The 23691-nt window shown below is 71.8% G+C and carries 21 protein-coding genes; 9 read left to right on the forward strand and 12 right to left on the reverse strand.

The window, feature by feature from the left end; translation table 11 throughout:
• Positions 1-43 precede the first annotated feature (43 nt).
• Together ASE68_RS13510 and ASE68_RS13515 are read right to left on the reverse strand one after the other, a co-directional pair.
• Positions 44-1300 (reverse strand): P-loop NTPase, encoded by a 1257-nt coding sequence (locus ASE68_RS13510; protein WP_055859579.1) that lies wholly within the window; start codon positions 1298-1300, stop codon positions 44-46.
• Positions 1297-1920, reverse strand: coding sequence for an SAF domain-containing protein (locus ASE68_RS13515; RefSeq protein WP_082462244.1), 624 nt, complete (start codon positions 1918-1920; stop codon positions 1297-1299). The genes ASE68_RS13510 and ASE68_RS13515 overlap by 4 nt, the downstream gene beginning before the upstream one ends.
• Before the next feature lie 121 nt (positions 1921-2041).
• On the opposite strand from ASE68_RS13515, the gene ASE68_RS20435 reads away from it, so the two are divergent.
• Positions 2042-2335, forward strand: coding sequence for a helix-turn-helix domain-containing protein (locus tag ASE68_RS20435; RefSeq protein ID WP_055859584.1), 294 nt, complete (start codon positions 2042-2044; stop codon positions 2333-2335).
• Between the two features lie 94 nt (positions 2336-2429).
• Here the strand turns inward: ASE68_RS20435 and ASE68_RS13525 are convergent, their stop codons facing one another.
• Positions 2430-3038: a hypothetical protein gene (locus ASE68_RS13525; RefSeq protein ID WP_055859586.1), complete on the reverse strand. Its 609-nt coding sequence runs from the start codon at positions 3036-3038 to the stop codon at positions 2430-2432.
• A gap of 172 nt (positions 3039-3210) precedes the next feature.
• Here ASE68_RS13525 and ASE68_RS13530 point away from each other — a divergent pair, with 172 nt between their 5' ends.
• Positions 3211-3648 carry an Rv3235 family protein gene (locus tag ASE68_RS13530; protein WP_235480858.1) on the forward strand — a complete coding sequence of 146 codons (438 nt, stop codon included), beginning with the start codon at positions 3211-3213 and terminating at the stop codon, positions 3646-3648.
• Positions 3649-3823: 175 nt separating this feature from the next.
• On the opposite strand, the gene secA is transcribed toward ASE68_RS13530, so the two are convergent.
• The 6 genes from secA to mtrA all read right to left on the reverse strand — a co-directional run bounded on the left by secA (position 3824) and on the right by mtrA (position 12537).
• Positions 3824-6619 (reverse strand): preprotein translocase subunit SecA, encoded by a 2796-nt coding sequence (gene secA / locus ASE68_RS13535; RefSeq protein WP_055859589.1) that lies wholly within the window; start codon positions 6617-6619, stop codon positions 3824-3826.
• Positions 6620-6870: 251 nt separating this feature from the next.
• A complete protein-coding gene (gene hpf, locus ASE68_RS13540) occupies positions 6871-7572 on the reverse strand; it encodes a ribosome hibernation-promoting factor, HPF/YfiA family (RefSeq protein WP_055859592.1) in 702 nt (233 codons plus the stop codon).
• A gap of 101 nt (positions 7573-7673) precedes the next feature.
• The gene (locus tag ASE68_RS13545) at positions 7674-8387 is read right to left on the reverse strand and encodes a ComF family protein (protein WP_055859595.1); all 714 of its coding nucleotides are present in this window, start codon (positions 8385-8387) and stop codon (positions 7674-7676) included.
• Positions 8388-8484: 97 nt separating this feature from the next.
• On the reverse strand, positions 8485-10176 hold the full coding sequence (locus tag ASE68_RS13550; protein WP_157421647.1) for a GerMN domain-containing protein: 1692 nt from the start codon (positions 10174-10176) through the stop codon (positions 8485-8487).
• Positions 10169-11851, reverse strand: coding sequence for an MtrAB system histidine kinase MtrB (gene mtrB, locus ASE68_RS13555; RefSeq protein ID WP_082462247.1), 1683 nt, complete (start codon positions 11849-11851; stop codon positions 10169-10171). Before mtrB ends, ASE68_RS13550 begins: the two co-directional genes overlap by 8 nt.
• 5 nt (positions 11852-11856) lie before the next feature.
• Positions 11857-12537: an MtrAB system response regulator MtrA gene (gene mtrA, locus ASE68_RS13560; protein WP_055859604.1), complete on the reverse strand. Its 681-nt coding sequence runs from the start codon at positions 12535-12537 to the stop codon at positions 11857-11859.
• 186 nt (positions 12538-12723) lie between these two features.
• Here mtrA and ASE68_RS20560 point away from each other — a divergent pair, with 186 nt between their 5' ends.
• From ASE68_RS20560 to ASE68_RS13590, 6 genes are all read left to right on the forward strand, one after another.
• Complete coding sequence (locus ASE68_RS20560; RefSeq protein WP_055859607.1) at positions 12724-14067, forward strand: glycerophosphoryl diester phosphodiesterase membrane domain-containing protein; 1344 nt, start codon at positions 12724-12726, stop codon at positions 14065-14067.
• Positions 14064-14768 carry a DUF4129 domain-containing protein gene (locus tag ASE68_RS13570; protein ID WP_055859610.1) on the forward strand — a complete coding sequence of 235 codons (705 nt, stop codon included), beginning with the start codon at positions 14064-14066 and terminating at the stop codon, positions 14766-14768. The genes ASE68_RS20560 and ASE68_RS13570 overlap by 4 nt, the downstream gene beginning before the upstream one ends.
• The gene (locus ASE68_RS13575; protein WP_055859614.1) at positions 14765-16180 is read left to right on the forward strand and encodes a DUF4350 domain-containing protein; all 1416 of its coding nucleotides are present in this window, start codon (positions 14765-14767) and stop codon (positions 16178-16180) included. The genes ASE68_RS13570 and ASE68_RS13575 overlap by 4 nt, the downstream gene beginning before the upstream one ends.
• Complete coding sequence (locus ASE68_RS13580) at positions 16177-17163, forward strand: MoxR family ATPase (protein ID WP_055859617.1); 987 nt, start codon at positions 16177-16179, stop codon at positions 17161-17163. The genes ASE68_RS13575 and ASE68_RS13580 overlap by 4 nt, the downstream gene beginning before the upstream one ends.
• A 1-nt stretch (position 17164) precedes the next feature.
• Positions 17165-18502, forward strand: a complete 1338-nt coding sequence (locus ASE68_RS13585; protein ID WP_055859620.1) for a DUF58 domain-containing protein — start codon at positions 17165-17167, stop codon at positions 18500-18502.
• A 234-nt stretch (positions 18503-18736) separates the two neighbouring features.
• The gene (locus tag ASE68_RS13590; RefSeq protein ID WP_055859623.1) at positions 18737-19498 is read left to right on the forward strand and encodes an aquaporin; all 762 of its coding nucleotides are present in this window, start codon (positions 18737-18739) and stop codon (positions 19496-19498) included.
• Positions 19499-19574: 76 nt separating this feature from the next.
• Here the strand turns inward: ASE68_RS13590 and ASE68_RS13595 are convergent, their stop codons facing one another.
• Positions 19575-20570: a stage II sporulation protein M gene (locus ASE68_RS13595; protein ID WP_055859626.1), complete on the reverse strand. Its 996-nt coding sequence runs from the start codon at positions 20568-20570 to the stop codon at positions 19575-19577.
• A gap of 17 nt (positions 20571-20587) precedes the next feature.
• On the opposite strand from ASE68_RS13595, the gene ASE68_RS13600 reads away from it, so the two are divergent.
• Positions 20588-21436 carry an RDD family protein gene (locus ASE68_RS13600; protein WP_055859629.1) on the forward strand — a complete coding sequence of 283 codons (849 nt, stop codon included), beginning with the start codon at positions 20588-20590 and terminating at the stop codon, positions 21434-21436.
• A gap of 55 nt (positions 21437-21491) precedes the next feature.
• On the opposite strand, the gene ahcY is transcribed toward ASE68_RS13600, so the two are convergent.
• Both ahcY and ASE68_RS20285 read right to left on the reverse strand, forming a co-directional pair.
• Positions 21492-22970 (reverse strand): adenosylhomocysteinase, encoded by a 1479-nt coding sequence (gene ahcY / locus ASE68_RS13605; RefSeq protein ID WP_055859632.1) that lies wholly within the window; start codon positions 22968-22970, stop codon positions 21492-21494.
• A gap of 46 nt (positions 22971-23016) precedes the next feature.
• Positions 23017-23691, reverse strand: coding sequence for a hypothetical protein (locus ASE68_RS20285; protein WP_157421648.1), 675 nt, complete (start codon positions 23689-23691; stop codon positions 23017-23019).

Consider the following 23691-nt stretch of genomic DNA (forward strand, 5'->3'; position numbering starts at 1 on the left):
GTCGGATGCCGCAGCCACGCGACCCGCGCAGCGGCGCGCGGCTTCAGCCGGCCGCGAACCCCGCCTCGGCGCGAAGCGGTGCGAAGCGACGGCGCCGCTCGATCGGCGCGACCGGAAGGAACGCCTCGTGCGCGAAGCCTCGGAGCGCCGTTCGCAGCGGCGACTTCGGCGAGGCGTCGCGAAGCGTTCTGGCCGTGAGGATCGCGGCGTCGACGGCGCGGCCGTCGTGCGGCAGCATCACGACGTCGGAGAGACCGGCGAACCGGCGCATCGTCTGGCGCACCTGGCCGTAGGCGTCGATGCCGAGCGCGCTCGTGCGCACCCGGTTCACGACCACTCGGATGCGGCTCGGATCGACGAGGTCGACGAGTTCGGCGTGCCCGCGGAGCAGCCGCGAGAGCCCGACCGGGTCTGCGAGACCGACCGCGACGATCTCGTCGGCCAGGGCGAGCGTCGCGAAGGTGGCGGCGTTGCGCCGCGGGGCGAACTGGTCGCTCGTGAGCTCCTCGTCGTGCTCGAGGCTGAATCCCGTGTCGACCACGATGTACTCGGCCCATTCGCGGATGACGCCGATGGCGGTGGTGACGCGGTCGCGCGAGAGTTCGGGCCACCGGCTCGGCCCCACGAGCCCGGTGAACACGTCGAACGAGGCACGCGAGCTCGAGTAGCGCTGCGCGATGCGCTCGAGCTCCCCGTGATCGAGTGCGCTCGCGCCGGCGAGCCGACAGGCCGACGCGAACCCGGGGGCCTCGTCGAGGAGCCCGAGCGAGGGGGCGACCGCGCCGCCGTACGGGTCGGCGTCGACCAGCGCGACGCGGTGGCCTGCAGCGGCGATCTCCGCGGCCAGGTTCACGGCCACGGTCGTACGGCCGGGCGCGCCCGCCGGCCCCCAGACCGCGATGACGGATGCCGCCCGTGCGCGTTCGCCACCCGCGCCGTCGTCGTGCGCTCGCGCGGGCACTGGCACTCCCCCGCTCACGATCGGCTCGAGTTCGCGCCACGTCGCCGATAGCTCGAACACCTCGTGCAGTCCGAGTGCTCTGGCCTGCGCGCGTTCGGCGTCGTTCGCCGCGAGCGCGATGATGCGGATGCCCCGGATGTCGCACGCCTCGAGCAGCGTGGCGCTCAGGGAGGCTCGCCCGGCTCCGACGAGCACGACCTCGGGCGAGATCGAGTCGAGGGCGGCGAGGAGGTCGGGCTGGGTCATGGCGCGCCCCACGACGAGGTGTCCGTGCTCGACCGCATCGGGCAGGAGCCGGTCCTCGGTCGCGGGATCGAGCGCGAACGCCAGGCGGCTCACCGATCGACCTCCGGGCGCGCGGGAACGAGATCGATGGTGTCGTCGGCCGCGAGCGCCTCGAGCAGGGCTGCGACCCGCTCACGCGGGACGAGCAGCTCGACGGAGACGCCGCCGCTGTCGACCATGCCGGAGCTGCCCGTGACGGCGGCGACCTCCGCTTCGGGCACGAGCACGCTCGGAGGCTCGACCGCGCCCCGTTCGAGCTGCCTCGTGGACCAGACGTCGACGACGGAGCCGCGATCGACGCCTTCGGGGAGCGCGGCCCTGCTGGTGACGACGACGGTGGCGAGACCGGCTCGATCGACGTCGTCGACCGCTCCGAGCGGCACCAGTTCGCCGGCGCGGATGGTGCTCGTGACGATCAGCCCCTCTTCGGGAACGGCGTCGGGTTCGAGGTAGCGCGCCTCGGCCGATCCGAAGCGCACGCGCTCGACCACGAGATCGGCCGGCCGGATGCGATCTCCGGGGGTGAGGGTCTCGGTCGCGGTGTAGACCTCGGTCGCGTCGTCGAGACCGCTGACGAGCGCGTACACGCCGGCCGTCGAGCCCGCGATCAGCACGATGCCGATGACGAGGCGGGGGTCGATGCGGATCGAACCGCGCTCCGAGCGACGAGGCATCCTGCTCCCTTCGGCGGCGCCGTCCGCCGCACCGGAGACCATCGTTCCGGATGGCTGCCGATCCGCCGTGAAGTTATCCACATCGAGGCACGGATCCCCCGCGCCGGTCGATAATCGAGAAATGAGCACATCAGGTTCGAGCGAGCTGGGGCGGTTCCTGTCGATCGCCGACGCCGCGCAGATGCTCGAGGTCGATGCGGCCACGATCGATGGGCTCATCAAGTCCGGCGAACTGCCGGCCCTCCGGGTGGGCGACACCGGCCCGTGGCGCATCGAGCGCACGCAACTCGAGTTCTGGATCGACTTCCGCCTCGAGGAGACCCGTCGTTCCGCACTCTGGGAGCAGGGCGAGTTCGCCGACGTCGCCGATTTCTCGAACGTCACGAGACTCGGTCCGCGGCGCCTGCACCCCTGACGCGGCGGGCGCCCTGCGCCCGGTGAGCGAGATCGACCAGCACTGCGCCCGATGACCTGGGTCGATCAGCGCTGCGACCGATGACCAGGGTCGATCAGGCCAGCGCGCCGAACGACACGAGCATGACCCGCTCGAGCGGCACGATGCGATACCCCTGCACCTCGCGCTCGCGACGCGGCGTGCCCGCAGGGTGGAGTGCGAGGTCGAGATGGTCTCGGGCGACGCGATCGATCGTGCCGTGCACCCTGCCGCTCTCGGTGAGCACGTGCACGGGCGCTCGTCGCCGGCTGAGGTCGCGAAGCGGGAAGGTGAGCCCCATGCGATCAGTCAGGCTCGACGAGGCCTCGGGCTGCGGGTCGAGGCTGCGCTCGAGCAGGGTCGGGCCGGCGAGCACCGCCGCGATGGCGTCGAACGGCACGATGCAGTGGGGCCCGCTGCGATCGCCGTCGAGCTGATCGGCGCTCATCCAGTCGCGGCCGAAGGCCGAGGGCCTCACGGCCAGCGTCGACCCGGTGCGCAGTTCGAGGCGGATGAACGCCGCGCGATCGTCGTGGATCGCCCGAGCCATGCCCGCGAAACGGTCGCGGAGCCCCATGCGCCCGAGGCGCAGACGCTCCTCCTCGAGCGCGAGGGCTCGCTCTTCGTCGCGCTGCTCCTGGTCGAGTCGCGCCTCCAGATCGTCGAACAGGAGGTCCCACCGCATGCACGCACGTTACCCGGCGTGTCGTCCCCATGGCCGAGGTTCTCCACAGATCGTCACAGGCTCTTGACATGTATTCCGTCGCGCTCATACATTCAACGCAGGGTCACCCGACACGCCCCCCGTTCGGGGGCCCCTCCCGCTCGGCTCACGCCGCCCTCCCGATGGAGCACCGATGCCCGCACGCCCCGCCCTGCGCACCGACGCGCGCACTTCCGCCTCGTTCATCGACGACGACGAGTTCTTCGGTCCGCAGGCGTCCAGGCGCAACGAGCTGCCCGAGCCCTCGGCCATGCTGCAGAGCCTCACGCACTGCGTCGTCGAGGTGATGGCCGGCGCCCGCGACCTCGAGCAGCTCGCCCGGTGGGTGACCGACGACGTCTACCGCAGTCTCTCCATGCGCGTCGTGCTCGCGAACCGCTCGCGACGGGTCAAGGGCGTCGCTCCGCAACGCCCGGTCTTCCGCCTCGGACGCGTCATCTCGACCGAGCCGGCCGACGGCGTGGTCGAGGCCGTGGTGCTCGTGCACCAGCCGCACCGCGTCCGTGCCGTCGCGATCCGCCTCGAGGGCCTCGACCAGCGCTGGCGGGCGAGCGCGATCACCGTGCTCTAGCCCGTCGACCTGCCGCACGGCACGTGTCCGCGGCGGCGAGCGGTCGGTGCGTCACCCTCTGCCCTGCGCGTGCCCCCGCGTCCGCGTTCGAAGCGGAGGAACACGGCATCACCTTCGCCGACATACGAGAACGGGGCCGATCATCTGCTGATGATCGGCCCCGTTCTCTGCACGCTCAGTTGCCCTTGCGCTCCTGGGCGCGTCGCTCGGCGCGATTCTGCGGTGCCGCATCGCCCTCGCCGCCGCGCTGGCCGAAGGCCCCGCGGGGCTGCTCGACGGCGGGCGCCTGGGGCTGGGACTGGGACTCGGCCACGGCACGGCGCGCGCGCTGCGTCGCCGCCTGCTGCACCTGCCCGCGCTGGTTGCGCACCTCGACGCCGCCCGAGTCGCTCGGCGCCGTGTAGCTGAGCTTGTCGGCCGGCGCATCGGGCCTGGTGAGCCCCTTGGCCTCGATCGTCGCCCCGGCGCCCTGCGGCGCGACCTCGACCTCGAGGTTGAAGAGGAAGCCGACGGTCTCTTCGCGGATCGACCCCATCATCTGCTGGAACATGGCGTAGCCCTCGCGCTGGTACTCGACCAGCGGGTCGCGCTGCGCCATGGCACGCAGGCCGATGCCGTCCTTCAGATAGTCCATCTCGTAGAGGTGGTCACGCCAGCGGCGGTCGATCACCGAGAGCACGACGCGACGCTCGAGCTCGCGCATCGCGGGGCTGCCGAGCTGCTGTTCGCGACGCTCGTAGGCGAGCTTCGCGTCGGACATGATCTCGGTGCGGATGAACTGGCGGTTGACGCGCCCCTTCTCGCCCGCTTCGGCGACGACCTCGTCGATCGTGATGCCGATCGGGTAGAGCGTCTTGAGCTCGGTCCAGAGGGCGTCGAAGTCCCACTCGTCGGGGTTGCCCTCGGCCGTGTGCGAGTCGAGCACCTCGTCGACGACGTCTTCGAGGAAGCGCTGGGTGCGCTCGTGCAGGTCGTCGCCCTCGAGCACGTGACGACGGTCGCCGTAGATGGCCTCGCGCTGGCGGTTCAGCACGTCGTCGTACTTGAGCACGTTCTTGCGGATCTCGGCGTTGCGCGCCTCGACCTGCGACTGCGCCGAACGGATGGCGCGCGAGACGACCTTGGACTCGATGGCCACGTCGTCGGGCACGCCGCGCGACATGAGGCTCTCGGCGGCGCCCGCGTTGAACAGCCGCATGAGGTCGTCGGTCAGCGACAGGTAGAAGCGGCTCTCACCGGGGTCGCCCTGACGGCCCGAACGGCCGCGGAGCTGGTTGTCGATGCGGCGCGACTCGTGCCTCTCGGTGCCGAGCACGTAGAGTCCGCCGGCCTCGAGCACTCGCTCCGCCTCGGTGGACACTTCAGCCTTGACCCCGTCGAACACGGCGTCCCAGGCGGCCTCGTACTCCTCGGGCGTCTCGACGGGGCTGAGCCCGCGCTCGTGCATCTGCTGCACCGCCAGGAACTCGGCATTGCCGCCGAGCATGACGTCGGTGCCGCGGCCGGCCATGTTCGTGGCGACGGTGACCGAGCCGTAGCGGCCGGCCTGCGCGACGATGGCGGCCTCGCGGGCGTGGTTCTTCGCGTTCAGCACCTCGTGGCGAACGCCCTTCTTCGCGAGCAGGCGCGAGAGGTACTCGCTCTTCTCGACGCTCGTGGTGCCCACGAGCACCGGCTGGCCCTTCTGGTGGCGCTCGACGATGTCCTCGACGACCTGTGCGAACTTGATCTCTTCGTTCTTGTAGACGAGGTCGGGCTGGTCGAGCCGCAGCATCGGCTTGTTCGTGGGGATGGGCACCACGCCGAGCTTGTAGGTCGACATGAACTCGGCGGCCTCGGTCTCGGCGGTGCCGGTCATGCCCGAGAGCTTCTCGTAGAGGCGGAAGTAGTTCTGCAGCGTGACCGTGGCGAGGGTCTGGTTCTCGGCCTTGACCTGCACGCCCTCCTTCGCCTCGATCGCCTGGTGGATGCCCTCGTTGTAGCGGCGCCCGACGAGGATGCGGCCGGTGTGCTCGTCGACGATCAGCACCTCGCCGTTCATCACGACGTAGTCCTTGTCGCGCTTGAACAGGGCCTTGGCCTTGATCGAGTTGTTCAGGAACGAGATGAGCGGGGTGTTGGCCGACTCGTAGAGGTTGTCGATGCCGAGGTAGTCCTCGACCTTCTCGATGCCCGCCTCGAGCACGCCGACCGTGCGCTTCTTCTCGTCGACCTCGTAGTCGTCGCCGGGCGTGAGGCGCCGGGCGAGGTTCGCGAACTCGGCGAACCAGCGGTTCGCCTCGCCCGATGCCGGGCCCGAGATGATGAGCGGCGTGCGCGCCTCGTCGATGAGGATCGAGTCGACCTCGTCGACGACGGCGAAGAAGTGGCCGCGCTGCACCATGTCGGCCGTCTGCCACGCCATGTTGTCGCGCAGGTAGTCGAAGCCGAACTCGTTGTTCGTGCCGTAGGTGATGTCGGCGGCGTACTGCTCGCGGCGCACCTGCGGGTTCTGGCCGGCCACGATGCATCCGGTGGTCATGCCGAGGGCGCGGAACACGCGGCCCATGAGCTCGGACTGGTAGCTCGCGAGGAAGTCGTTGACCGTGATGACGTGCACGCCGCGGCTGGCGAGCGCGTTGAGGTACGCGGCCGTGGTCGCGACGAGGGTCTTGCCCTCACCGGTCTTCATCTCGGCGATGTTGCCGAGGTGGAGGGCCGCGCCGCCCATGAGCTGCACGTCGAAGTGGCGAAGGCCGAGGGTGCGGCGGCTCGCCTCGCGGACCGCGGCGAATGCCTCGGGCAGCAGGTCGTCGAGCGACTCGCCGCTCGCGTACCGCTCGCGGAACTCGACGGTCTCGTGCTTCAGTTCCTCATCGGTGAGGGCCTTGAAGTCGTCTTCGAGCGCGTTGATGGCCGCCGCGTAGTTCTGCAGTCGCTTGAGGGTTCGGCCCTCGCCGACGCGGAGGACCTTCTCCAGAATCGAAGCCACGAATGATCTCCTGTCATTGCGGCGCGCCATGTCTCGGTGGAACGTCCCTCGGGTGGAACGCCGAAGGCACGCCGGTTGCGCCGTATCGACGGCATCATAGCCATGCTAGCGGGCACCGGGCTGGGCGAACTCGGCGAGTGGCCTGTGCGCCCCGATCGGACTTCGCCCTTCGCGAACGCGGCAGCGCCACCGACCCGCTGATCGCGATGTCGGTGGCGCTGCCGATCGTGTTCGGGCGACGGATGCCGCGGCTAGGCGCTCGCGCGCTGCAGGGCGACCTCTTCGTCATCGGTGAACGCGTCGGCGTTCTCGTCGAGCCCGATGAGGCCGTAGTCCCAGCCCTTGCGGCGGTAGACCACGCTCGGCCGCCCGGACTCGGAGTCGACGAAGAGGTAGAAGTCGTGACCGACGAGCTCCATGAACGAGAGCGCGTCGTCGACGGTCATCGGCGCGACGGCGAACACCTTGCGGCGGATGACGACGGGGCAGTACACGTCGTCGTCTTCGGGCACGGACGTGTTCTCGTCGATGACCGGGATCGATCCGGTGCGCACCTGTTCGAGCACCTCGGGTCGTGCGGCCTGCACGCCCACCTCGGCGAACCCGAGATCGGTGGCTTCGCGGATCGATGTCGGTCGGTGTTGACCGCGATGGACCTTGCGCCGGTCCTTCGCTCGGCGGATGCGTTCGAGCAATCGACCGAGCGCGACGTCGAACGCCGCGTACTTGTCTGAGCCGTCGGCCTCGGCCCGAACGACGGGCCCCTTGCCGACGAGGGTGAGCTCGACACGGTCGGGCCCGGTGTTGCCGTTCTTCTCGTGGTGCCTCGAGAGCTTCACATCGAGCTGAATGGCTCGGTCGGCGAGGTTGGAGATCTTCTCCGACTTCTCGGTCGCATAGGTACGGAATCGATCCGTGATCCCCAGGTTTCGTCCGACGATGTTCAGTTCCATGACGACCTCCATCCACCGACGTGTCACCCGGTTCTGAAGGGTGGTTGGACCACGCCTGTCCTGCCACCGTAGTCTGCGAACCACCGGATGTCACCATCTGTTCACCGAGAGGATCCTGAACGTCGCTCGAGACGGAGGGGGGTCTCGGCGAGCACGGCCAGCGCCTCGACGCCGGCACCCGCGGCGATGAGTGCCCGACGCGCCTCGAGCAGCGTGGACCCCGTCGTCAGCACGTCGTCGACGAGCAGGAACCGTCGTCCGTCGAGGCGTTTGCGGGCCACGAGACCCCCTTCGGCGTTCGCCGCCCTGGCCTCGGCGCCGAGCCCGGCCTGGTCGTCGCGGTCGCGCGCGAGCCGGAGCACCGGTGCCGGGCGAAGGCCGCACTCGGCGAGCAGCATCGGCACGGGGCGGTATCCGCGCGCCCGCAGCGCGGCAGGCGTCGAGGGAACCGTCGCCACGAGGAGTCCGGCTCCGCGCGCACCTGACGCGGCACGAGGCACACCGGCGAGGGCGGCCCGGATCGACGCCGAGAGCGCCGGAGCGAGCACCCTCGCGACATCCGCCCGCCCGCCGTCCTTGAACGCCCCGATGAGGGCCGCCGGGACGCCGCCGTACTCGAGGCCCGCATGCACCCGCAGGCCCGCCCGGGACACCTCGGTCGCCGAATCCACGGTGATCGCGGCACGGCAGTCGCCGCAGATCGCGAGGTCGGGGAGGCCGCACCCGGCGCAGGCGACGGGCATCAGCGTGGCGACGGCGCCGGCGAGCGCCGCACGGGCGGCGTCGACCAGCCGTGCGGCGGGCTGCTCGGGCATGCACCGAGCCTGCCGGGCCCGCCGCGGCATCCGCTCGCCTCCCATGCCGAAGGCGGTGAACGCGCGCAGGCCGGGCGACGGGGAGGAGCGGTCGGATTCAGCCGGGCAGCTGCGCCGCGACGAAGCGGATGCCGTTGGCCCGTTCCTGCCACCCGACGCCGCTCTGCACGACGAGCGAGCCCGAGTCGGTCAGCACGCGCACGTCGCGAAGGCTGTTGCCCGCGTCGAGCAGCCGGCCGTCGACCGGGCCGTCGCGGATGGATGCGAAGCCTCCGAGGTCTTGGGTGACGAGTCGGGTGGCGTCGTCGCCGACGCGCGTGAGCGAGGCCACCGACCTGCCGTCGATCCACGCCACGTCGAGCGGCACGCCCTCGACCTCGGCGAGGCGGAGCACGGTGCTGCCGAGCGCGATGGGCAGCCCGTCGGCGTCGCGCTCGATCGAGGCGACGACGAAATGGGTGCGCGTTCCGTCGCCGAGGAGGGCGAGCATGCGCGTGCCGTCTCGGGAGACCTCGATCGCCGCGATCGACGACCCCGACCAGGGCTCCTCCACCCGCCCCGACAGCTGCCCGTCCGAGGAGAACCAGACCAGTTCGGACGGCGAACCTGCCGGGACCGACCACACGATGCCCGCGCGGTCGACGGCCGGGGTGATGAGATCGGACCGGGGATCGACGAGCAACGGCTCCTCTTCGCCCGCCGTGACCACCGAGACGCCGGAGTCGTCGAGGATCGCCGCGGTCTCGGCGTCGGGGCCGATCGCCGCGCCGTCGGGTGCGGCCTCGGCGACCTGCTCCGACAGCCCCTCGATCGGGCTGATGCCGTCGCCCGACGTCGAGAGGTAGCCGAGGGTCTCGCCGTCGAACACGACCGGTCGGGGGTCGACCCGGGGATCGCGCACCGGCGGATTGGGCGGCACCCCGGCATCCGATTCGACGCCGTTCAGCACGAGGGCGACCGACCCGACGTTGCGCACGCTGCCGATGAGGCTCTCGTCGAGCTGCAGCTGCATGCGCTGCGTGGCCTGGAGGTCGTCGAACGCGGCCCCGGCGAGCGAGACCTCGGCGACGCGGCCGGAGACCGGCACCGCAGCCGGCGAGAGCTCGGTGCCCTCGGGGAACGCCGTGGCCACCCCGGGGTCGAGCCACTCGGCGGGGCCGGCGAGCAGGGCCTGCACGACGCTCGTCTGCGCCCGGTCGCGCCCGGCGAACCATCGCGAATCGGGCACGAGGTACCGGTACTCGGGGTCGTAGAAGTACAGCGTGTACTCGCGGAAGACCTGGGCGAAGTTCGCCTGGTCGATGACGATGCCGGCCGGGGCGCTCGAGATGCGCCACTGCCCGTCGACCTGCTCGAACGTGTAGTCGAGGTCGAGCGGCGCGGTCGACGGGGCGATCTCGTACTGCCCGTTGTCGCCCAAGGAGGCCGCGGGGGTGGCGACGAGTCGACGCTCGGTGTCGGTCACCTCCTGGAACTCGCGGTCGGCGAGCACGTCGATCGTGACGCTGGCATCGGCCTGCCACTCGCCGGCGAACGCGGTCGTGAGGTAGTCCTTGGCGGCCTGGTAGTTGCCGCGCGGACTGAGTGCGGCGGTGAGGAACCCCTCGAGGATCTCCTGCTGCGTTCCGTCGACCTTCGGCGGGTCGACGAGGATGTCGAGGTCGAGCGATGAGGCGTCGGTCGGCGCGGGGTCTCCCTGCTGCACCTTGCCCGAGCTCGGGATCGACACGCAGCCGCTCAGCAGCAGTGCCACCACCAGTGCGGATGCCGCGAGCAGGCCCCTACGCATCGTGCACCTCGCGTTCATCGTCGGTGAGGATCGCCCCGATGGACGCGGTCGGCGGCGGGCCGGCGGCCTCGGGGTCGGCGGGTTCGAGCGGGAGCGGCGACTCGATCGTCGCGAGCTCGTCGCCGGTGCGTTCCGCGCGCGGCACGGTGAGCCGGAACACGCTGCCCTGGCCAGGGTGGGACCACACGTCGAGGAAACCGCCGTGCGCGACCGCGTCTTCGAGGGAGATCGCCAGGCCGAGCCCGGTGCCGCCGATGGTGCGCACCCGGCTCGGGTCGGCGCGCCAGAACCGGTCGAAGACGCGCTCGGCGGCTTCTGCGGTCATGCCGAGGCCGTAGTCGCGCACCGAGAGGGCGATCGCCGACGCGTTGCTGTCGACCGCGACGACGATCGGGCGGCCCTCACCGTGCTCGATGGCGTTGCCGAGCAGGTTCGTGACGATGCGGCGGATGCGGCGCGGGTCGACGGCGGCGTCGAGATGGCCTCCGGGGGCCTCGAGCCGCAGCTCGGATCCGCGCTCGCGGGCGAGCCCGTTCATGGCCTCGATCACGTCGCCGGCCAGGTGCACGAGATTCGTCGGCTCGGTCGCGAGGGTCACCGATCCGGCGTCGTACCGGCTGATCTCGAGCAGGTCGCCGAGCAGGCGCTCGAACCGCTCGGTCTGGGTGTGCAGCAGCTCGACGGTGCGCGCGGTGGGCCCGGCGAAGTCCTCGCGCTGCCCATAGAGCACGTCGCCGGCGAGCCGGATGGTCGTGAGCGGCGTGCGCAGTTCGTGCGAGACATCCGAGACGAAGCGCTGCTGCATGACCGAGAGCTCGGCGAGCTCGCGGATGCGCTCCTGCAGGCTGTCGGCCATGCCGTTGAAGGAGGCCGCGAGCGACGCGAGCTCGTCTTCGCCTCGGGAGGGGATGCGCACGCCGAGGTCGCCGGCGGCGAGGCGGCGGCTCGTCGACGCGGTCGTGCGGATCGGCTCGATCACGCCGCGCACGACGACGAGCGTGATGGCGCTGAGCAGGGCGATGAGCGCGATCGCGCCGACCGTGCCCGTGACCTGCATGAACGCGAGGGTCTGTTCGGCCTCGGCGAGGTTGTAGCCGATGTACAGCTCGTAGCGGCCGATGCCGGCGGGCACCTGCAGCACGCTGCCCACGATGATGCCCGGGTCGGTGCCGCCCGTCGAGTTCTCGAGGGCGACCGACTGCCAGTACTGGCTCTCGCCGTGCTGCTGCACCTGCGCGCGAAGATCCGACGAGATCACGCCGGCGAGGTCGGGGCTCAGCTGGTCGGGCGGGGCATCGCGGTTGGCGGGCGCCTCGGGATCGCGGAAGAGCGCCACGTCGTTCGTGCCGGCGATGCGCGTGACAGTGTCGAGCGTCGCCGTCATGAGCAGCTGCAGCGAGCCCCGGTCTGCGGCATCGGAGGAGTCGAGGATGAGCTGCGCGGCCGTGGTGGCGTTGTTCGAGGCCTCGAGCACGCGCGAGCGCTGGTCTTGGAACAGGTTCGACGCGACGCTGAACGAGATGTAGAGCCCGATGACGAGGATCGCGAGGCTCGAGAGGCCGATCGTGATGAAGACGGTGCGCACCTGCAGCGACCGGCGCCACGTCGCCAGCAGACGGCGCGGAAGGTCGCGCCACGAGCCGGGGGCACGCGAGTCGTCGGCGACGGAGGACATTCCCGTCAGGTGGTCGCGCCGGCGCGGTAGCCGACGCCGCGCACGGTCATCACGATGCGCGGGTTGTCGGGGTCGTGCTCGACCTTGGCCCGCAGGCGCTGCACGTGCACGTTCACGAGCCGGGTGTCGGCCTTGTAGTGGTAGCCCCACACCTGCTCGAGCAGCATCTCGCGCGTGAACACCTGCTGCGGCTTGGAGGCGAGGGTGAGCAGCAGGTCGAACTCGAGCGGCGTGAGTGAGATGCGCTCGTCGCCGCGGCGCACCTCATGGCCGGCGGCGTCGATCGTGAGGTCGCCGACCGCATAGGTCTCGACCGAGGACTCCGGCGTCGGGCGCAGTCGTGTTCGGATGCGCGCGACGAGTTCTTTCGGGTTGAACGGCTTGACCATGTAGTCGTCGGCGCCCGACTCGAGCCCCTTGACGACGTCGGCCGTGTCGCTCTTCGCGGTGAGCATGATGATCGGCGTGCCGGACTCCGCCCGGATACGTGCGCACACCTCGATGCCGTCGAGGCCGGGCAGCATCAGGTCGAGGAGCACGAGGTCGGGTCGGCTCTCGCGGAACGCGGCGAGCGCGCTCGACCCGTCGCCGCAGAAGACCGGATCGAAGCCCTCGGTGCGCAGCACGATGCCGATCATCTCGGCGAGGGCCGTGTCGTCGTCGACGACGAGTACTCGTGAAGTCATCGGTTCATTCCTGTGATGCAGCGCGCCCGGGCTCGCGGTGTCGCACCGGGCACGGTGGACGGTGTCACAAGCGTAGTCGTTCGCTGCGACAAGGGGGCGGATGCCGCGGGCGACTGGGGATCCGCGGCCGTGCGCCCCTTCCCGATATGCGAGCATGGGAATCCGCAGCGGAAGGAGCACGACGAGGTGGCCGAACACGACTGGCGAGCGCCCGGAGCGCCCGAGCCGAGCCCCGACGCCGCCGCACCGACCGTGCCGGTCGTCCCTCCGGTCGCACCCCCGCCTGCGCCTCCGGTCGCGCCGCCAGCGCCTCCGCAGTACGGAGCGCCCGCGCCCGCGCCGTACGGGGCGCCGCCGCCCCCGCCACCCGGGTACGGCGCCGCTCCCGCCGCTCCGCAGTACGCCGCTCCGCAGTACGGCGCTCCGCAGTACGGCGCTCCGCAATACGGCGCGACCGCACCGCAGTACGGGGCGCCGGGGTGGACCGCCCCGCCCAAGCCCGGCCTGCTGCCGCTGCGTCCGCTGAGCTTCGGCACCCTGCTCTGGGCCCCGTTCCGCACGCTGCGGCGCAATCCGGCGGCCACGTTCGGCAGCGGCCTGCTCGTGCAGCTCGCCGCCGGCATCCTCGCCGCGGCCGTCCTGGTCCCGGTGATGATCTGGTTCATCGGCCGGCTCGACTCCGCCAGTCCGACCGAGGTCGACGAACTGCTGCCGGGGTCGATCGCGGCGCTCGTGCTCACGATGCTCTTCGCGGTCGGCGTCTCGGTCGTCGCCGGCGCGTTCCTGCAGGGCGTCATGATCATCGAGGTCGCCACGGGCACGCTCGGCGAGAAGCTGACGCTCGGCGCGCTCTGGCGTCGCACGCTGCCGCGCTTCGGCGCCCTGATCGCGTGGACCCTGCTCGTCACGCTCGCCCTGCTCGTCGTGCTCGCGCTGCTCGTGGGCATCGTCGTGTTCGGCGCCGCCTCCTCCCCGATCGGGCTCGGCGTGAGCATCCTCGTGGTCGTGCTGCTCTGCCTCGGCCTGGCGGTCGTCGGGTGGTGGATCGGCGTGCGGCTCTCGCTCGTTCCGAGCATCATCGTGCTCGAGCGCGCCGGCATCGCGACGGCGATGCGCCGCTCGTGGGGCCTCACGATCGGGTACTTCTGGCGCACCCTCGGCACGCTGCTGCTCGTCGGGCTCATCCTGAACGTCGCCTCGCAGGTCGTCGTGCAGCCCATCTCGCTCCTCGGCAGCCTGCTGCCCGCGATCATCGACCCGACGAACACGGGCTCCGCGATCACGATCACGGTCGTCTTCGCCGTCATCACCGGCGTGCTCTCGCTCATCATCGGCGCGATCACGACGGTCGTGCAGGCGGCCGTGGTCGGCGTCATCTACATCGACCTGCGCATGCGCACCGAGGGCCTCGACCTCGAGCTCGCACGCCACGTCGAACTGCGCGACGCCGGGCAGCCGGTCGGCGATCCGTGGGCCGTGCACGACGACCTCCGTTCGAGCCCGGTGCCGTCCGGAGGCGCTCCCGCATGATCGCGGCCGCGGCGGTCCGCGCGCTCGGGATCGGGGCGGAACCGCTCGATCCCGATGCCGACGAGGCGCGCCGCTGGCTGCTCGACGAACTGTCGAATCCGCGGTACCGCGCGGCCGAGCCGAACGCGTTCGACCGATTCGCGCAGGCGATCCGCGACTGGTTCCTCGACCTGCTGAGCGGTGCGGGGGCCGTGCCGGGCGAGGTGGTCGCGCTGCTCGTCGTGCTCGCGGCGCTCGTGCTCGTCGTCGTCGGCCTGCTCGTCTTCGGCCTTCCGAGGCTCCGCCGTCGCCGTCGCGCTGCCGACCTCCCGTCGTTCGCGGGCGACCTGCGCGATGCCGCGACGATCCGCCGCTCGGCCGACGCCGCGGCTCGCGACCGCGATTGGCCGCTCGCGATCGAGGAGCGGTTCCGCGCCCTGGTCCGCGATCTCGTCGAGCGCGAACTCGTGCACGTGCACCCGGGCACGACCGCGAGGGCGGTGGCGGATGCCGCGGCCCGGCCGTTCCCCGACGCCCGCCCTTCGCTCGCAGACGCGGCCTCCGCCTTCGACGACGTGCGGTATCTCGGGGCCCCCGGCGATGCGGCGACCTACGAGCGGATGACGGCCCTCGACCGCGAACTGGCGGCGGCACGACCGGCGCGCCCCGCCGGCTCGGCGGCCGCGGTCGGCGCCGACGGCGGCTTCGAGGCCGTGCGATGAACGTCACCACGCCCGCCGGCGAGCGCACGGCCGAACCCACCCACGTGAACGGAACCGCGAACGGGGCCGCGATGGGCGCGGCGACTTCCGACGCCGTCGCGCTCACCCCGACGCCGCGCGCACTGCTCCGTCGCGGCCGCACCTGGCTCGTGCTCGCGGCGATCCTCGCGGTCGGCACCCTCGTGCTGTTCGTGATCCAGGGCGGCATCCGCGCGCAGGCGGGGCTGCTCGATCCCGAGAGTCCCGGCTCGACCGGTTCCGGCGCACTCGTCGAGGTCCTGCGGGCGCACGGGGTGACCGTCACCACGGCGCGTTCGCTCGAGACGGCGATCGACGCCGTCGAGGCTGCAGACGATGCGACCCTGCTGCTCTTCGACGAGTTCGCCACGCTCGACGCCGATCGACTCGACGAGCTCGCCAGGAGCGACGCGCGCCTCGTCGTCGTCGAACCGGGATTCCGAGCACTCGAGTCGTTCGCACCCGGCGTGCGCATGGCGGGCGCAGCCGACGGGGCGATCGACGACGTCTCGTGCGACGCCCGCCCGGCGACGCAGGCCGGGGGTCTCTCCGACGGACAGCGGCTCCTCACGATCGACGACGGCGCCCGCGAGGCGGGGTGGCAGGGCTGCTTCGCGCAGGGCGACGGGTTCGCCGCGGCCGTCGGGCCGGTCCCCGACGGCGGCGATGCGGCATCCGACCGCCTGTCGCTCGTCGCGGCGACCACCGTCTTCGAGAACGCCCGCATCGACGAGGCCGGCAACGCCGCGTTCGCGATCGGCCTGCTCGGCGCGAGCTCCGACCTCGTCTGGTACCTGCCGGGCCCGGCCGACGCCGAGGCGACCACGGCGCCGACGCTCGGCGAACTCACCCCGGGGTGGGTCAGCCCCGTGCTCGTGCTCGCGCTGGTCGTGACCGTGGTCGCAGGTCTCTGGCGGGGGCGTCGACTCGGGCCGCTCGTCGTCGAGCGCCTGCCGGTCACGGTGCCCGCCGGTGAGACGAGGCAGGGTCGCGCCCGCCTCTACGCCCGCTCCGCCCAGCGCACGCACGCCCTCGACCAGATGCGCGTGGCCGCGATCCGCCGAGTGGTGAGCGTGCTGCGCCTGCCGAGATCGACCGAGGTCGCGGCCGTCGCGCAGGCGGCGGCGCACGCGACCGGGCGCGACGCGACATCCGTCATGCACCTGCTCGTCGACGAGCTGCCAGACGGCGATCACCGGTTCGTTGCGCTGGCGACGGCGCTCGACGAGCTCGAGCGCGACGTGACCGCGGCGGTCATGGCCGACGCCGGCGCCAAGCCCGGCTCCCGCATGCACGACTCCCCCACTCCGCCGGGCACGGCGTCCGCCTCGGACGCCACGAGCCCGCCGAACCGCCAGACCACCTCAGACGACCCGCCAGGAAGGCAGCGATGACCGACACGACGCCGACGAGCACCCGCCCCACCGACGCCCACCTGCGAGACGCGCTGAACCGCGTGCGCCTCGAGGTCGGCAAGGCCGTCGTCGGGCAGGACGGCGCGGTCACCGGCCTGATCATCGCGCTCCTCGCCCGCGGCCACGTGCTGCTCGAGGGCGTTCCGGGCGTGGCCAAGACCCTGCTCGTGCGCACCCTCAGCCGCACGCTCGACCTCGAGACGAGGCGCCTGCAGTTCACGCCCGACCTGATGCCGGGCGACGTCACCGGATCGCTCGCGTTCGACCCGCGCACGGGCGAGTTCGCGTTCCGCGAGGGACCGGTGTTCACGAACATCCTGCTCGCCGACGAGATCAACCGCACGCCGCCGAAGACGCAGTCGGCCCTGCTCGAGGCCATGGAGGAGCGCCAGGTCTCGGCCGACGGCGTGACGCGCCCGCTGCCCGACCCGTTCCTCGTGGCGGCCACGCAGAACCCGATCGAGTACGAGGGCACGTACTCGCTGCCCGAGGCGCAGCTCGACCGGTTCCTGCTGAAGCTCGTGCTCGACATCCCCGAGCGCGACGCCGAGTTCGCGATCCTGCGCCGCCACGCCGACGGCTTCGACCCGCACGACCTCGGGGCTGCCGGCGTGCAGCCGGTGCTCGGTGCGGCCGAGCTCGAGGCCGCACGGGCCGCCGCGTCGGCCGTGCGCGTCTCCGACGACGTGCTCGCCTACCTCGTCGACCTCGCGCGGGCGAGCCGCCTGAGCCCGTCGCTGCGACTCGGGGTCAGCCCGCGTGCGTCCACGGGCCTGCTCGCCGCCGCGAAGGCGTGGGCCTGGCTCTCGGGCTACGAATCGGTGACCCCCGACCACATCCAGGCGATGCTGCTGCCGGTCTGGCGCCACCGCGTGCAGCTGCGCCCCGAAGCCGAGCTCGAGGGCGTCTCGGTCGACGCGGTGCTGCGCGCGATCATGCAGCAGGTGCAGGTCCCACTCTGACATGGCGGTCACCGGTCGGTTCGTGCTGCTCGTCGCCCTCGGCGTCGTGCCCGTCGTCGTCCTGGGCGCCTCTGGCGCCGAGGCCGCGTGGTTCGCGCTGCTCGGCTGGCTCGCCCTCGCGATCGGCATCGGCGTGCTCGACCTCTCGCTCGCGGCGTCGCCTCGCCGGGTGACGCTCGAGCGCGACCTGCCCGCGCGGGTTCGCCTCGGCGAGCCCGTCGTGTCGACGCTCACGATCGAGAACACGGGCGAGCGGATGCTCCGCGCCACCGTGCGCGACGGCTGGGAGCCATCGGCCGGGGTCGCCGGGTCGAACCGCACGCGGGTCGCCGTCGCGCCGGGCGAGCGCCGCGGCATCCGCCTGCAGCTGACGCCGTGGCGGCGGGGCGACCGTCGCGTCGAGCACGTGACGCTGCGCTCGGCGGGGCCCCTCGGACTGTGGTGCCGTCAGGCGACGCTGTCGGCTCCGGGGCGCCTGCGGGTGCTGCCGCCGTTCCACTCGCGCATCCACCTGCCGTCGCGCCTCACCCGGTTGCGCGAGCTCGACGGCCGCACGCCGATGCTCGTACGCGGTCAGGGCACCGAGTTCGACTCGATCCGCGAGTACGTGCGCGGCGACGACGTGCGCTCGATCGACTGGCGGGCCACGGCGAGGCATGTCGATCCCGCGGCGCGCGGCGGCACCAAGCTCATGGTGCGCACGTGGCGCCCCGAGCGCGATCGTCGCATCGTGGTCGTCGCCGACACCTCGCGCACGGCGGCGGCGCGCGTCGCCGACGAGCCGCGCCTCGACACCGCGTGGGAGTCCACGCTGCTGCTCTCGGCGCTCGCGACGCACGCCGGCGACCGGGTCGACTTCTTCGCGTGGGACCGGCGTGCCCGCGCCAGGGTCACCGGGGTCTCCGGCTCGCAACTGCTCGCCCGGCTCGTCGACGCGATGGCGGGCGTCGAGGCCGAGCTCATCGAGGCCGACTGGACCGGACTCCCCGCGCAGGTGCGGGCGGTCACGAGCCGGCGGGCCCTGGTCGTGCTGCTCACGGCCGCCGATTCCCCGGGCTCGGCGCGCGGCCTCCTCGCGGTGCTGCCGCAGCTGACCGCGAGGCACACCGTGATCGTGGCCTCCGTGCAGGACCCCGAGGCGGATGCCGCGGCCGCACGCCGCGACACGCTCGACGATGCGTACCTCGCCGCGGCCTCCGAGCGCGCGCGCCTCGACGTCGACCGGGTCGCGGCGGCGATCCGGCAGTCCGGCGCGCACACGGTGTCGGCCGCGCCGCACGACCTGCCCCCCGCCCTCGCCGACCGCTACCTCGAGCTGAAGGCCGCCGGCCTGCTCTGACGCTCGCCGGCATGGAGCCTGCTGTGGCCGTGCCGTCGACGTGACCGGCGTGTGTCGGCTTGTGTCCGCGTGTGTCGTCCGGGCGGCCGCCAGGGTAACGATTTGGTCATGCGCGGCGGATGTCCCGCGACGCCCACCGCGCGGTCGCTATCGTCGCAACGAACGGCGCCGGGGGGTCGCCGTTCCGCTCTTCCGCATTCGCGCACTCCAGACTTCCCTACGAAAGGATCGGTCATGTCCGAAACCGCACCCGCCGCCGTCGCCACTCCGTCGACCGCGCAGAAACTCACCGCAGAGGTGATCGGCACCTTCATCCTCGTCTTCGGCGTCATCGGCACGGCGATCTTCGCAGCCGGCTTCGCCGCCGGCGACGGCGGCCTGAACGTCGGCTTCCTGGGCGTCGCGTTCGCCCTCGGCCTCAGTGTCCTCGTCGCCGCGTACGCGTTCGGCCCGGTCTCGGGCGGCCACTTCAACCCGGCCGTCTCGATCGGGCTGGCCGTCGCCGGTCGATTCGCATGGCGCGAGGTCGGACCGTACATCGCGGCGCAGCTCGTCGGCGGCATCCTCGCCTCGACCGCGCTGCTCGGCGTGCTCGCGACCGGCCCGCTGTTCGACATCGCCGTGTTCCAGGGCGCGTCGACCGGCTACGACGTGCTCTCGCCCGGCGGCTACGGCCTGCTCTCGGTGTTCCTCGTCGAGACGATCGCGACCGCGGTGTTCCTGTTCGTCATCCTCGGCGTGACGAGCGCCGGTCGCTCGGGCGCGAACTTCGCCCCGCTCGCGATCGGCCTCACGCTCACGGCGATCGCCCTCGTCGCGATCCCCGTCTCGAACGCCTCGTTCAACCCGGCCCGCTCGATCGCGACCGCGATCTACGGCGGCGCCGACGCGATCGGCCAGGTCTGGCTCTCGATCGTCGCCCCGATCCTCGGTGCGGTCATCGCCGGCTTCATCTACAAGGCCGTCTTCGACCGCGCCGCGAAGGTCTCGGCGTAGTCGCTCGCACGACGCGGAATGGCGGATGTCCCCCGACGGGGCATCCGCCATTCGGCTTCTCGGGAGCGGATGCCGCTCAGCCGGCGATGATGCGCGTGGCGCCCGCCTCGAACGCGTCGAGGTCGCCCGTCGAGCCTGCACGGGTCGCGCGACCGCCGAGCACGAGCATGTAGGCGAGGAACCCGCCGAGGGCGAGCACGCCGATGCCGATCTTCACGGCCCACGGCCACGGGGCCGGCGTGACGAAGCCCTCGATGAGTCCCGAGACGAAGAGGAAGAAGACGAGCCCGATGGCGACGGTGAACAGGGCACGGGCGTCTTCGGCGAGGGCGACGCCCCGAGGGCGTGCGCCGGGCGCGACCCAGGCCCAGAAGATGCGGAGCCCGGCGGCCGCGGCGACGAACACGCAGGTGAGCTCGAGCAGGCCGTGCGGCGTGATGTAGAGGAAGAACGTGTCGGCCTCGTCGTAGGCGAACATGACGGCCGCCGTGATGCCGAGGTTCTGCGCGTTCTGCAGGATCACGGCGGGCACCCACACGCCCGTGATGCCGAACGCGACGCACTGCGCGGCGATCCAGGCGTTGTTCGTCCAGACCGACCCCGCGAACGACGCCGCCGGGTTCTCGGAGTAGTACGCGACGAAGCCCTCGTCGGCCAGCTGCTGCATCTCGGCCTCGCTGCCGAGCGTGGCGAGCACTCGCGGATCGGAGGCGATCCACCACGCGTAGAGCGCCGCGACGACCACGGTCACGACGGCGACCGCGAGCGTCAGCCAGCGCACCCGGTAGAGCGCCGCAGGCAGGTCGATCATGACGAACCGCGTGAACAGCTTCAGGGGGTTCTCGGGCGCCCCGGTGAACCGGAGGCGCGCCTTCGCGAGGGCGACCGAGAGTCGATCGCCGAGCGCGGTCGAGCCGACCGTGGTCTGCACGAGCGAGAGGTCGGACGCGGCACCCTGGTAGCGCTCGATGAGTTCGTCGGCCTCGGGCCCGGTGAGCCGGTTCGAGCCGCCGAGCGCGTCGAGCCGCTGCCATGCGTCATGGCGGGCGGTGGCGAGCGCGTCGAGGTCCATCTGCTTGAATACTAGCCATGGTCGACGCGTCGCACGCCCGCACCGGTGCCGCCCGCCACGACGACGAGGGCGTGATCATCGGCGAGGCCGTCGCGCTCGATCTGAGACCGGCATCCGCCCTGATCCGGGGCGCCGGAACGATGATCGACGTGGTCGTGACCCTCGTGCTGCTCCTCGGCATGGCGCTCATCGCGACCGGCGCCGGCCTCACCGTCGACGGCGCCGCGTTCCGCGCGATCGCGATCGGCGGGGTCGTGCTCGTCATCATCGTGCTGCCGACCGCGGTCGAGACCGCCTCGCGCGGCCGCTCCCTCGGCAAGCTCGCGCTCGGCCTCAGGGTCGTGCGCGACGACGGCGGGTCGATCGGGTTCCGCCACGCGTTCATCCGGGCACTCACGGGCGTGCTCGAGATCTACCTCACGTTCGGCGGGCTCGCGGTGCTCGTCGGGTTCCTGAACCCCTCGTCGAAGCGCCTCGGCGACCTGCTCGCCGGCACCCACGCCCAGGTCGAGCGCGTTCCGGCCGTGCGCTCCAACGCGTTCGGCGTGCCGACCGAGCTCGTCGCGTGGGCCTCCATCGCCGACGTCGCACGGCTTCCCGACCCGCTCGCCCGCCGCGTCGCCTCGTACTTCGAGAACGTCGCGCAGCTCGCGCCCGAGAGCCGGGCCCGCCTCGCCGCCTCGCTCGCGGCCGAGGTCACGCCCTACGTCGCGCCGATCCCCGACGCCGCGCCCGAACCGTTCCTCGCGGGCGTGGTCGCCCTGCGACGCGCCCGCGACGCCCGTGCGCTCGAACTCGAGCAGGCCCGCCTTGCGAGCCTCGAACCGGTGCTCACCGCGGCGCCGGCGGGCTTTCCGCGACGCTGAGCACAAGCAACACGGATGCCGCAGGCGCCCGCCCGCGGCATCCGGAACCGCTCGATCAGTAGCGGTAGTGGTCGACCTTGTAGGGTCCGTCGACGGGCACGCCGATGTAGGCGGCCTGCTCGGGGCTGAGCTCGGTGAGCACCACGCCGAGCGAGTCGAGGTGCAGGCGCGCGACCTTCTCGTCGAGGTGCTTGGGCAGCACGTAGACGCCGACCGGGTACTGCTCGGGGCGGGTCCAGAGCTCGATCTGGGCGAGCACCTGGTTGGTGAAGGAGTTCGACATCACGAATGAGGGGTGACCCGTGGCGTTGCCGAGGTTCATGAGCCGGCCCTCGGAGAGCACGAGGATCGAACGGCCGGTGGGCAGGCGCCACTCGTGCACCTGCGGCTTGATCTCGACGCGCACGGCGCCCTCGAGCGACTCGAGGCCGGCCATGTCGATCTCGTTGTCGAAGTGCCCCACGTTCGCGACGATCGCGAGGTGCTTCATGCCGAGCATGTGCTCGAGGCGCACGACGTCTTTGTTGCCCGTGCAGGTGATGACCATGTCGATCTCGCCGACGACGTCGTCGAGCCTGGCCACCTGGTAGCCGTCCATCGCGGCCTGCAGCGCGCAGATCGGGTCGACCTCGCTGACGATGACGCGCGCTCCCTGGCCGCGGAGGGCCTCGGCCGCACCCTTGCCGACATCGCCGTACCCGACGACGAACGCCACCTTGCCGCCCATGAGCACGTCGGTGGCGCGGTTGAGGCCGTCGGGCAGCGAGTGGCGGATGCCGTACTTGTTGTCGAACTTCGACTTCGTGACCGAGTCGTTGACGTTGATCGCCGGGAACAGCAGCTCCCCCTTGGCGTGCAGCTCGTAGAGGCGGTGCACGCCGGTGGTGGTCTCTTCGGTGACGCCCTTCAGCTCTTCGGCGATGCGGGTCCAGCGGTCGCCGCTGACCTCGAGCGAACCGCGAAGCGTGTCGAGCACGACGCGGTACTCGTGGCTCGCATCGGCGGGCGTCTCGGGCACGGCGCCCGCGGCCTCGAACGTGCGGCCGTCATGCACGAGCAGGGTCGCGTCACCGCCGTCGTCGAGGATCATGTTGGGGCCGATCCAATCGGCCCCCGCGGCGGCGGCTTCGGCGCTCCAGTCGAAGATGCGGTCGGTGCACCACCAGTACTCCTCGAGCGTCTCGCCCTTCCACGCGAACACCGGAACGCCCTTGGGGTCTTCGGGGGTGCCGTCGGGGCCGACCGCGATGGCCGCCGCGGCCTCGTTCTGCGTGGAGAAGATGTTGCAGCTCGCCCAGCGCACCTGCGCGCCGAGGGCCACGAGCGTCTCGATGAGCACCGCGGTCTGCACGGTCATGTGCAGGCTGCCGGCGATGCGCGCGCCGGCGAGCGGCTTCGACGCGCCGAACTCCTCGCGGAGCGACATGAGCCCGGGCATCTCGTTCTCGGCGAGGCGGAGCTGGTGGCGACCGGCCTCGGCGAGCGAGAGGTCGGCGACCTTGAACGGGAGTGCGGATGTCTCGGCGAGCGTCATGCGTCCATTGTCGCAGGCTCGCGCTCGAGTTGCCGATCCCGTCGGATCAGGCGCAGTACTCCCGGAACGGCGACGGGGAGGTCGCCGCAGCCATCGCGCGGACGATGCCGTCGTCGACCGCGAACGTGAGGAACGTCGGGCCGGAGGCGACCGCGTAGGTGCCGCCATTCGGAAGCTCCCGGCTCAGCGTCGCGTCGGGGTGCGCGGCGAGCAGCGTCGCGAGATCCGAACCGGGACGGACGCCGGACTCGGTGGCCGGGCCGGTCGTCTCGCCGCGCTCGACGGAGACCCAGATGCTCTCGATGGTCGTCATGCCGTCGTCGAGGACGACCGCCATCGAACCGGCCTCGTCGCTGGCGAACCGCAGGTACTCGGGGTCGGCGCACTCGCGGCCGCGGACGTACGACCCGACCTCGGCCGTCGCCGGGTCGAACGGATCGCCGATGCGCAACGGGCCGTATCCGACGGCCGACAGCGTCCATTCGCTCGAGACGTCACCGGCAGGCGGCTCGGCGACGGGGGTGGCCGGAGGCTCGCTCGACGTCCCGGCCTCGGGCGTCGGGGACGCGACCGTCGGGGCGGGAGACGCGAGCACCGCTGACGGCGTCGGGGCCGCATCCGGCATCGCAGAGGTGCAGCCGGCGAGCGCGATCGACAGCGAGACCAGGGCGATGGCCGCGAGCGAACCCGTCCGTCGCAGAGAAGTCGGCGAGTGGCGCAT

This window comes from Agromyces sp. Leaf222 (assembly GCF_001421565.1).
Classification (GTDB): Bacteria; Actinomycetota; Actinomycetes; order Actinomycetales; family Microbacteriaceae; genus Agromyces.

What these genes read in the sequence shown, in the direction of transcription:
- ASE68_RS13515 (WP_082462244.1), bottom strand. Translation starts at nt 1,920, where the DNA reads ATGCCTCGTCGCTCGGAGCGCGGTTCGATCCGCATCGACCCCCGCCTC.
- ASE68_RS20435 (WP_055859584.1), top strand. Translation starts at nt 2,042, where the DNA reads ATGAGCACATCAGGTTCGAGCGAGCTGGGGCGGTTCCTGTCGATCGCC.
- ASE68_RS13525 (WP_055859586.1), bottom strand. Translation starts at nt 3,038, where the DNA reads ATGCGGTGGGACCTCCTGTTCGACGATCTGGAGGCGCGACTCGACCAG.
- ASE68_RS13530 (WP_235480858.1), top strand. Translation starts at nt 3,211, where the DNA reads ATGCCCGCACGCCCCGCCCTGCGCACCGACGCGCGCACTTCCGCCTCG.
- hpf (WP_055859592.1), bottom strand. Translation starts at nt 7,572, where the DNA reads ATGGAACTGAACATCGTCGGACGAAACCTGGGGATCACGGATCGATTC.
- ASE68_RS13545 (WP_055859595.1), bottom strand. Translation starts at nt 8,387, where the DNA reads ATGCCCGAGCAGCCCGCCGCACGGCTGGTCGACGCCGCCCGTGCGGCG.
- ASE68_RS13550 (WP_157421647.1), bottom strand. Translation starts at nt 10,176, where the DNA reads ATGCGTAGGGGCCTGCTCGCGGCATCCGCACTGGTGGTGGCACTGCTG.
- mtrB (WP_082462247.1), bottom strand. Translation starts at nt 11,851, where the DNA reads ATGTCCTCCGTCGCCGACGACTCGCGTGCCCCCGGCTCGTGGCGCGAC.
- mtrA (WP_055859604.1), bottom strand. Translation starts at nt 12,537, where the DNA reads ATGACTTCACGAGTACTCGTCGTCGACGACGACACGGCCCTCGCCGAG.
- ASE68_RS13570 (WP_055859610.1), top strand. Translation starts at nt 14,064, where the DNA reads ATGATCGCGGCCGCGGCGGTCCGCGCGCTCGGGATCGGGGCGGAACCG.
- ASE68_RS13575 (WP_055859614.1), top strand. Translation starts at nt 14,765, where the DNA reads ATGAACGTCACCACGCCCGCCGGCGAGCGCACGGCCGAACCCACCCAC.
- ASE68_RS13580 (WP_055859617.1), top strand. Translation starts at nt 16,177, where the DNA reads ATGACCGACACGACGCCGACGAGCACCCGCCCCACCGACGCCCACCTG.
- ASE68_RS13585 (WP_055859620.1), top strand. Translation starts at nt 17,165, where the DNA reads ATGGCGGTCACCGGTCGGTTCGTGCTGCTCGTCGCCCTCGGCGTCGTG.
- ASE68_RS13590 (WP_055859623.1), top strand. Translation starts at nt 18,737, where the DNA reads ATGTCCGAAACCGCACCCGCCGCCGTCGCCACTCCGTCGACCGCGCAG.
- ASE68_RS13595 (WP_055859626.1), bottom strand. Translation starts at nt 20,570, where the DNA reads ATGGACCTCGACGCGCTCGCCACCGCCCGCCATGACGCATGGCAGCGG.
- ASE68_RS13600 (WP_055859629.1), top strand. Translation starts at nt 20,588, where the DNA reads ATGGTCGACGCGTCGCACGCCCGCACCGGTGCCGCCCGCCACGACGAC.
- ahcY (WP_055859632.1), bottom strand. Translation starts at nt 22,970, where the DNA reads ATGACGCTCGCCGAGACATCCGCACTCCCGTTCAAGGTCGCCGACCTC.
- ASE68_RS20285 (WP_157421648.1), bottom strand. Translation starts at nt 23,691, where the DNA reads ATGCGCCACTCGCCGACTTCTCTGCGACGGACGGGTTCGCTCGCGGCC.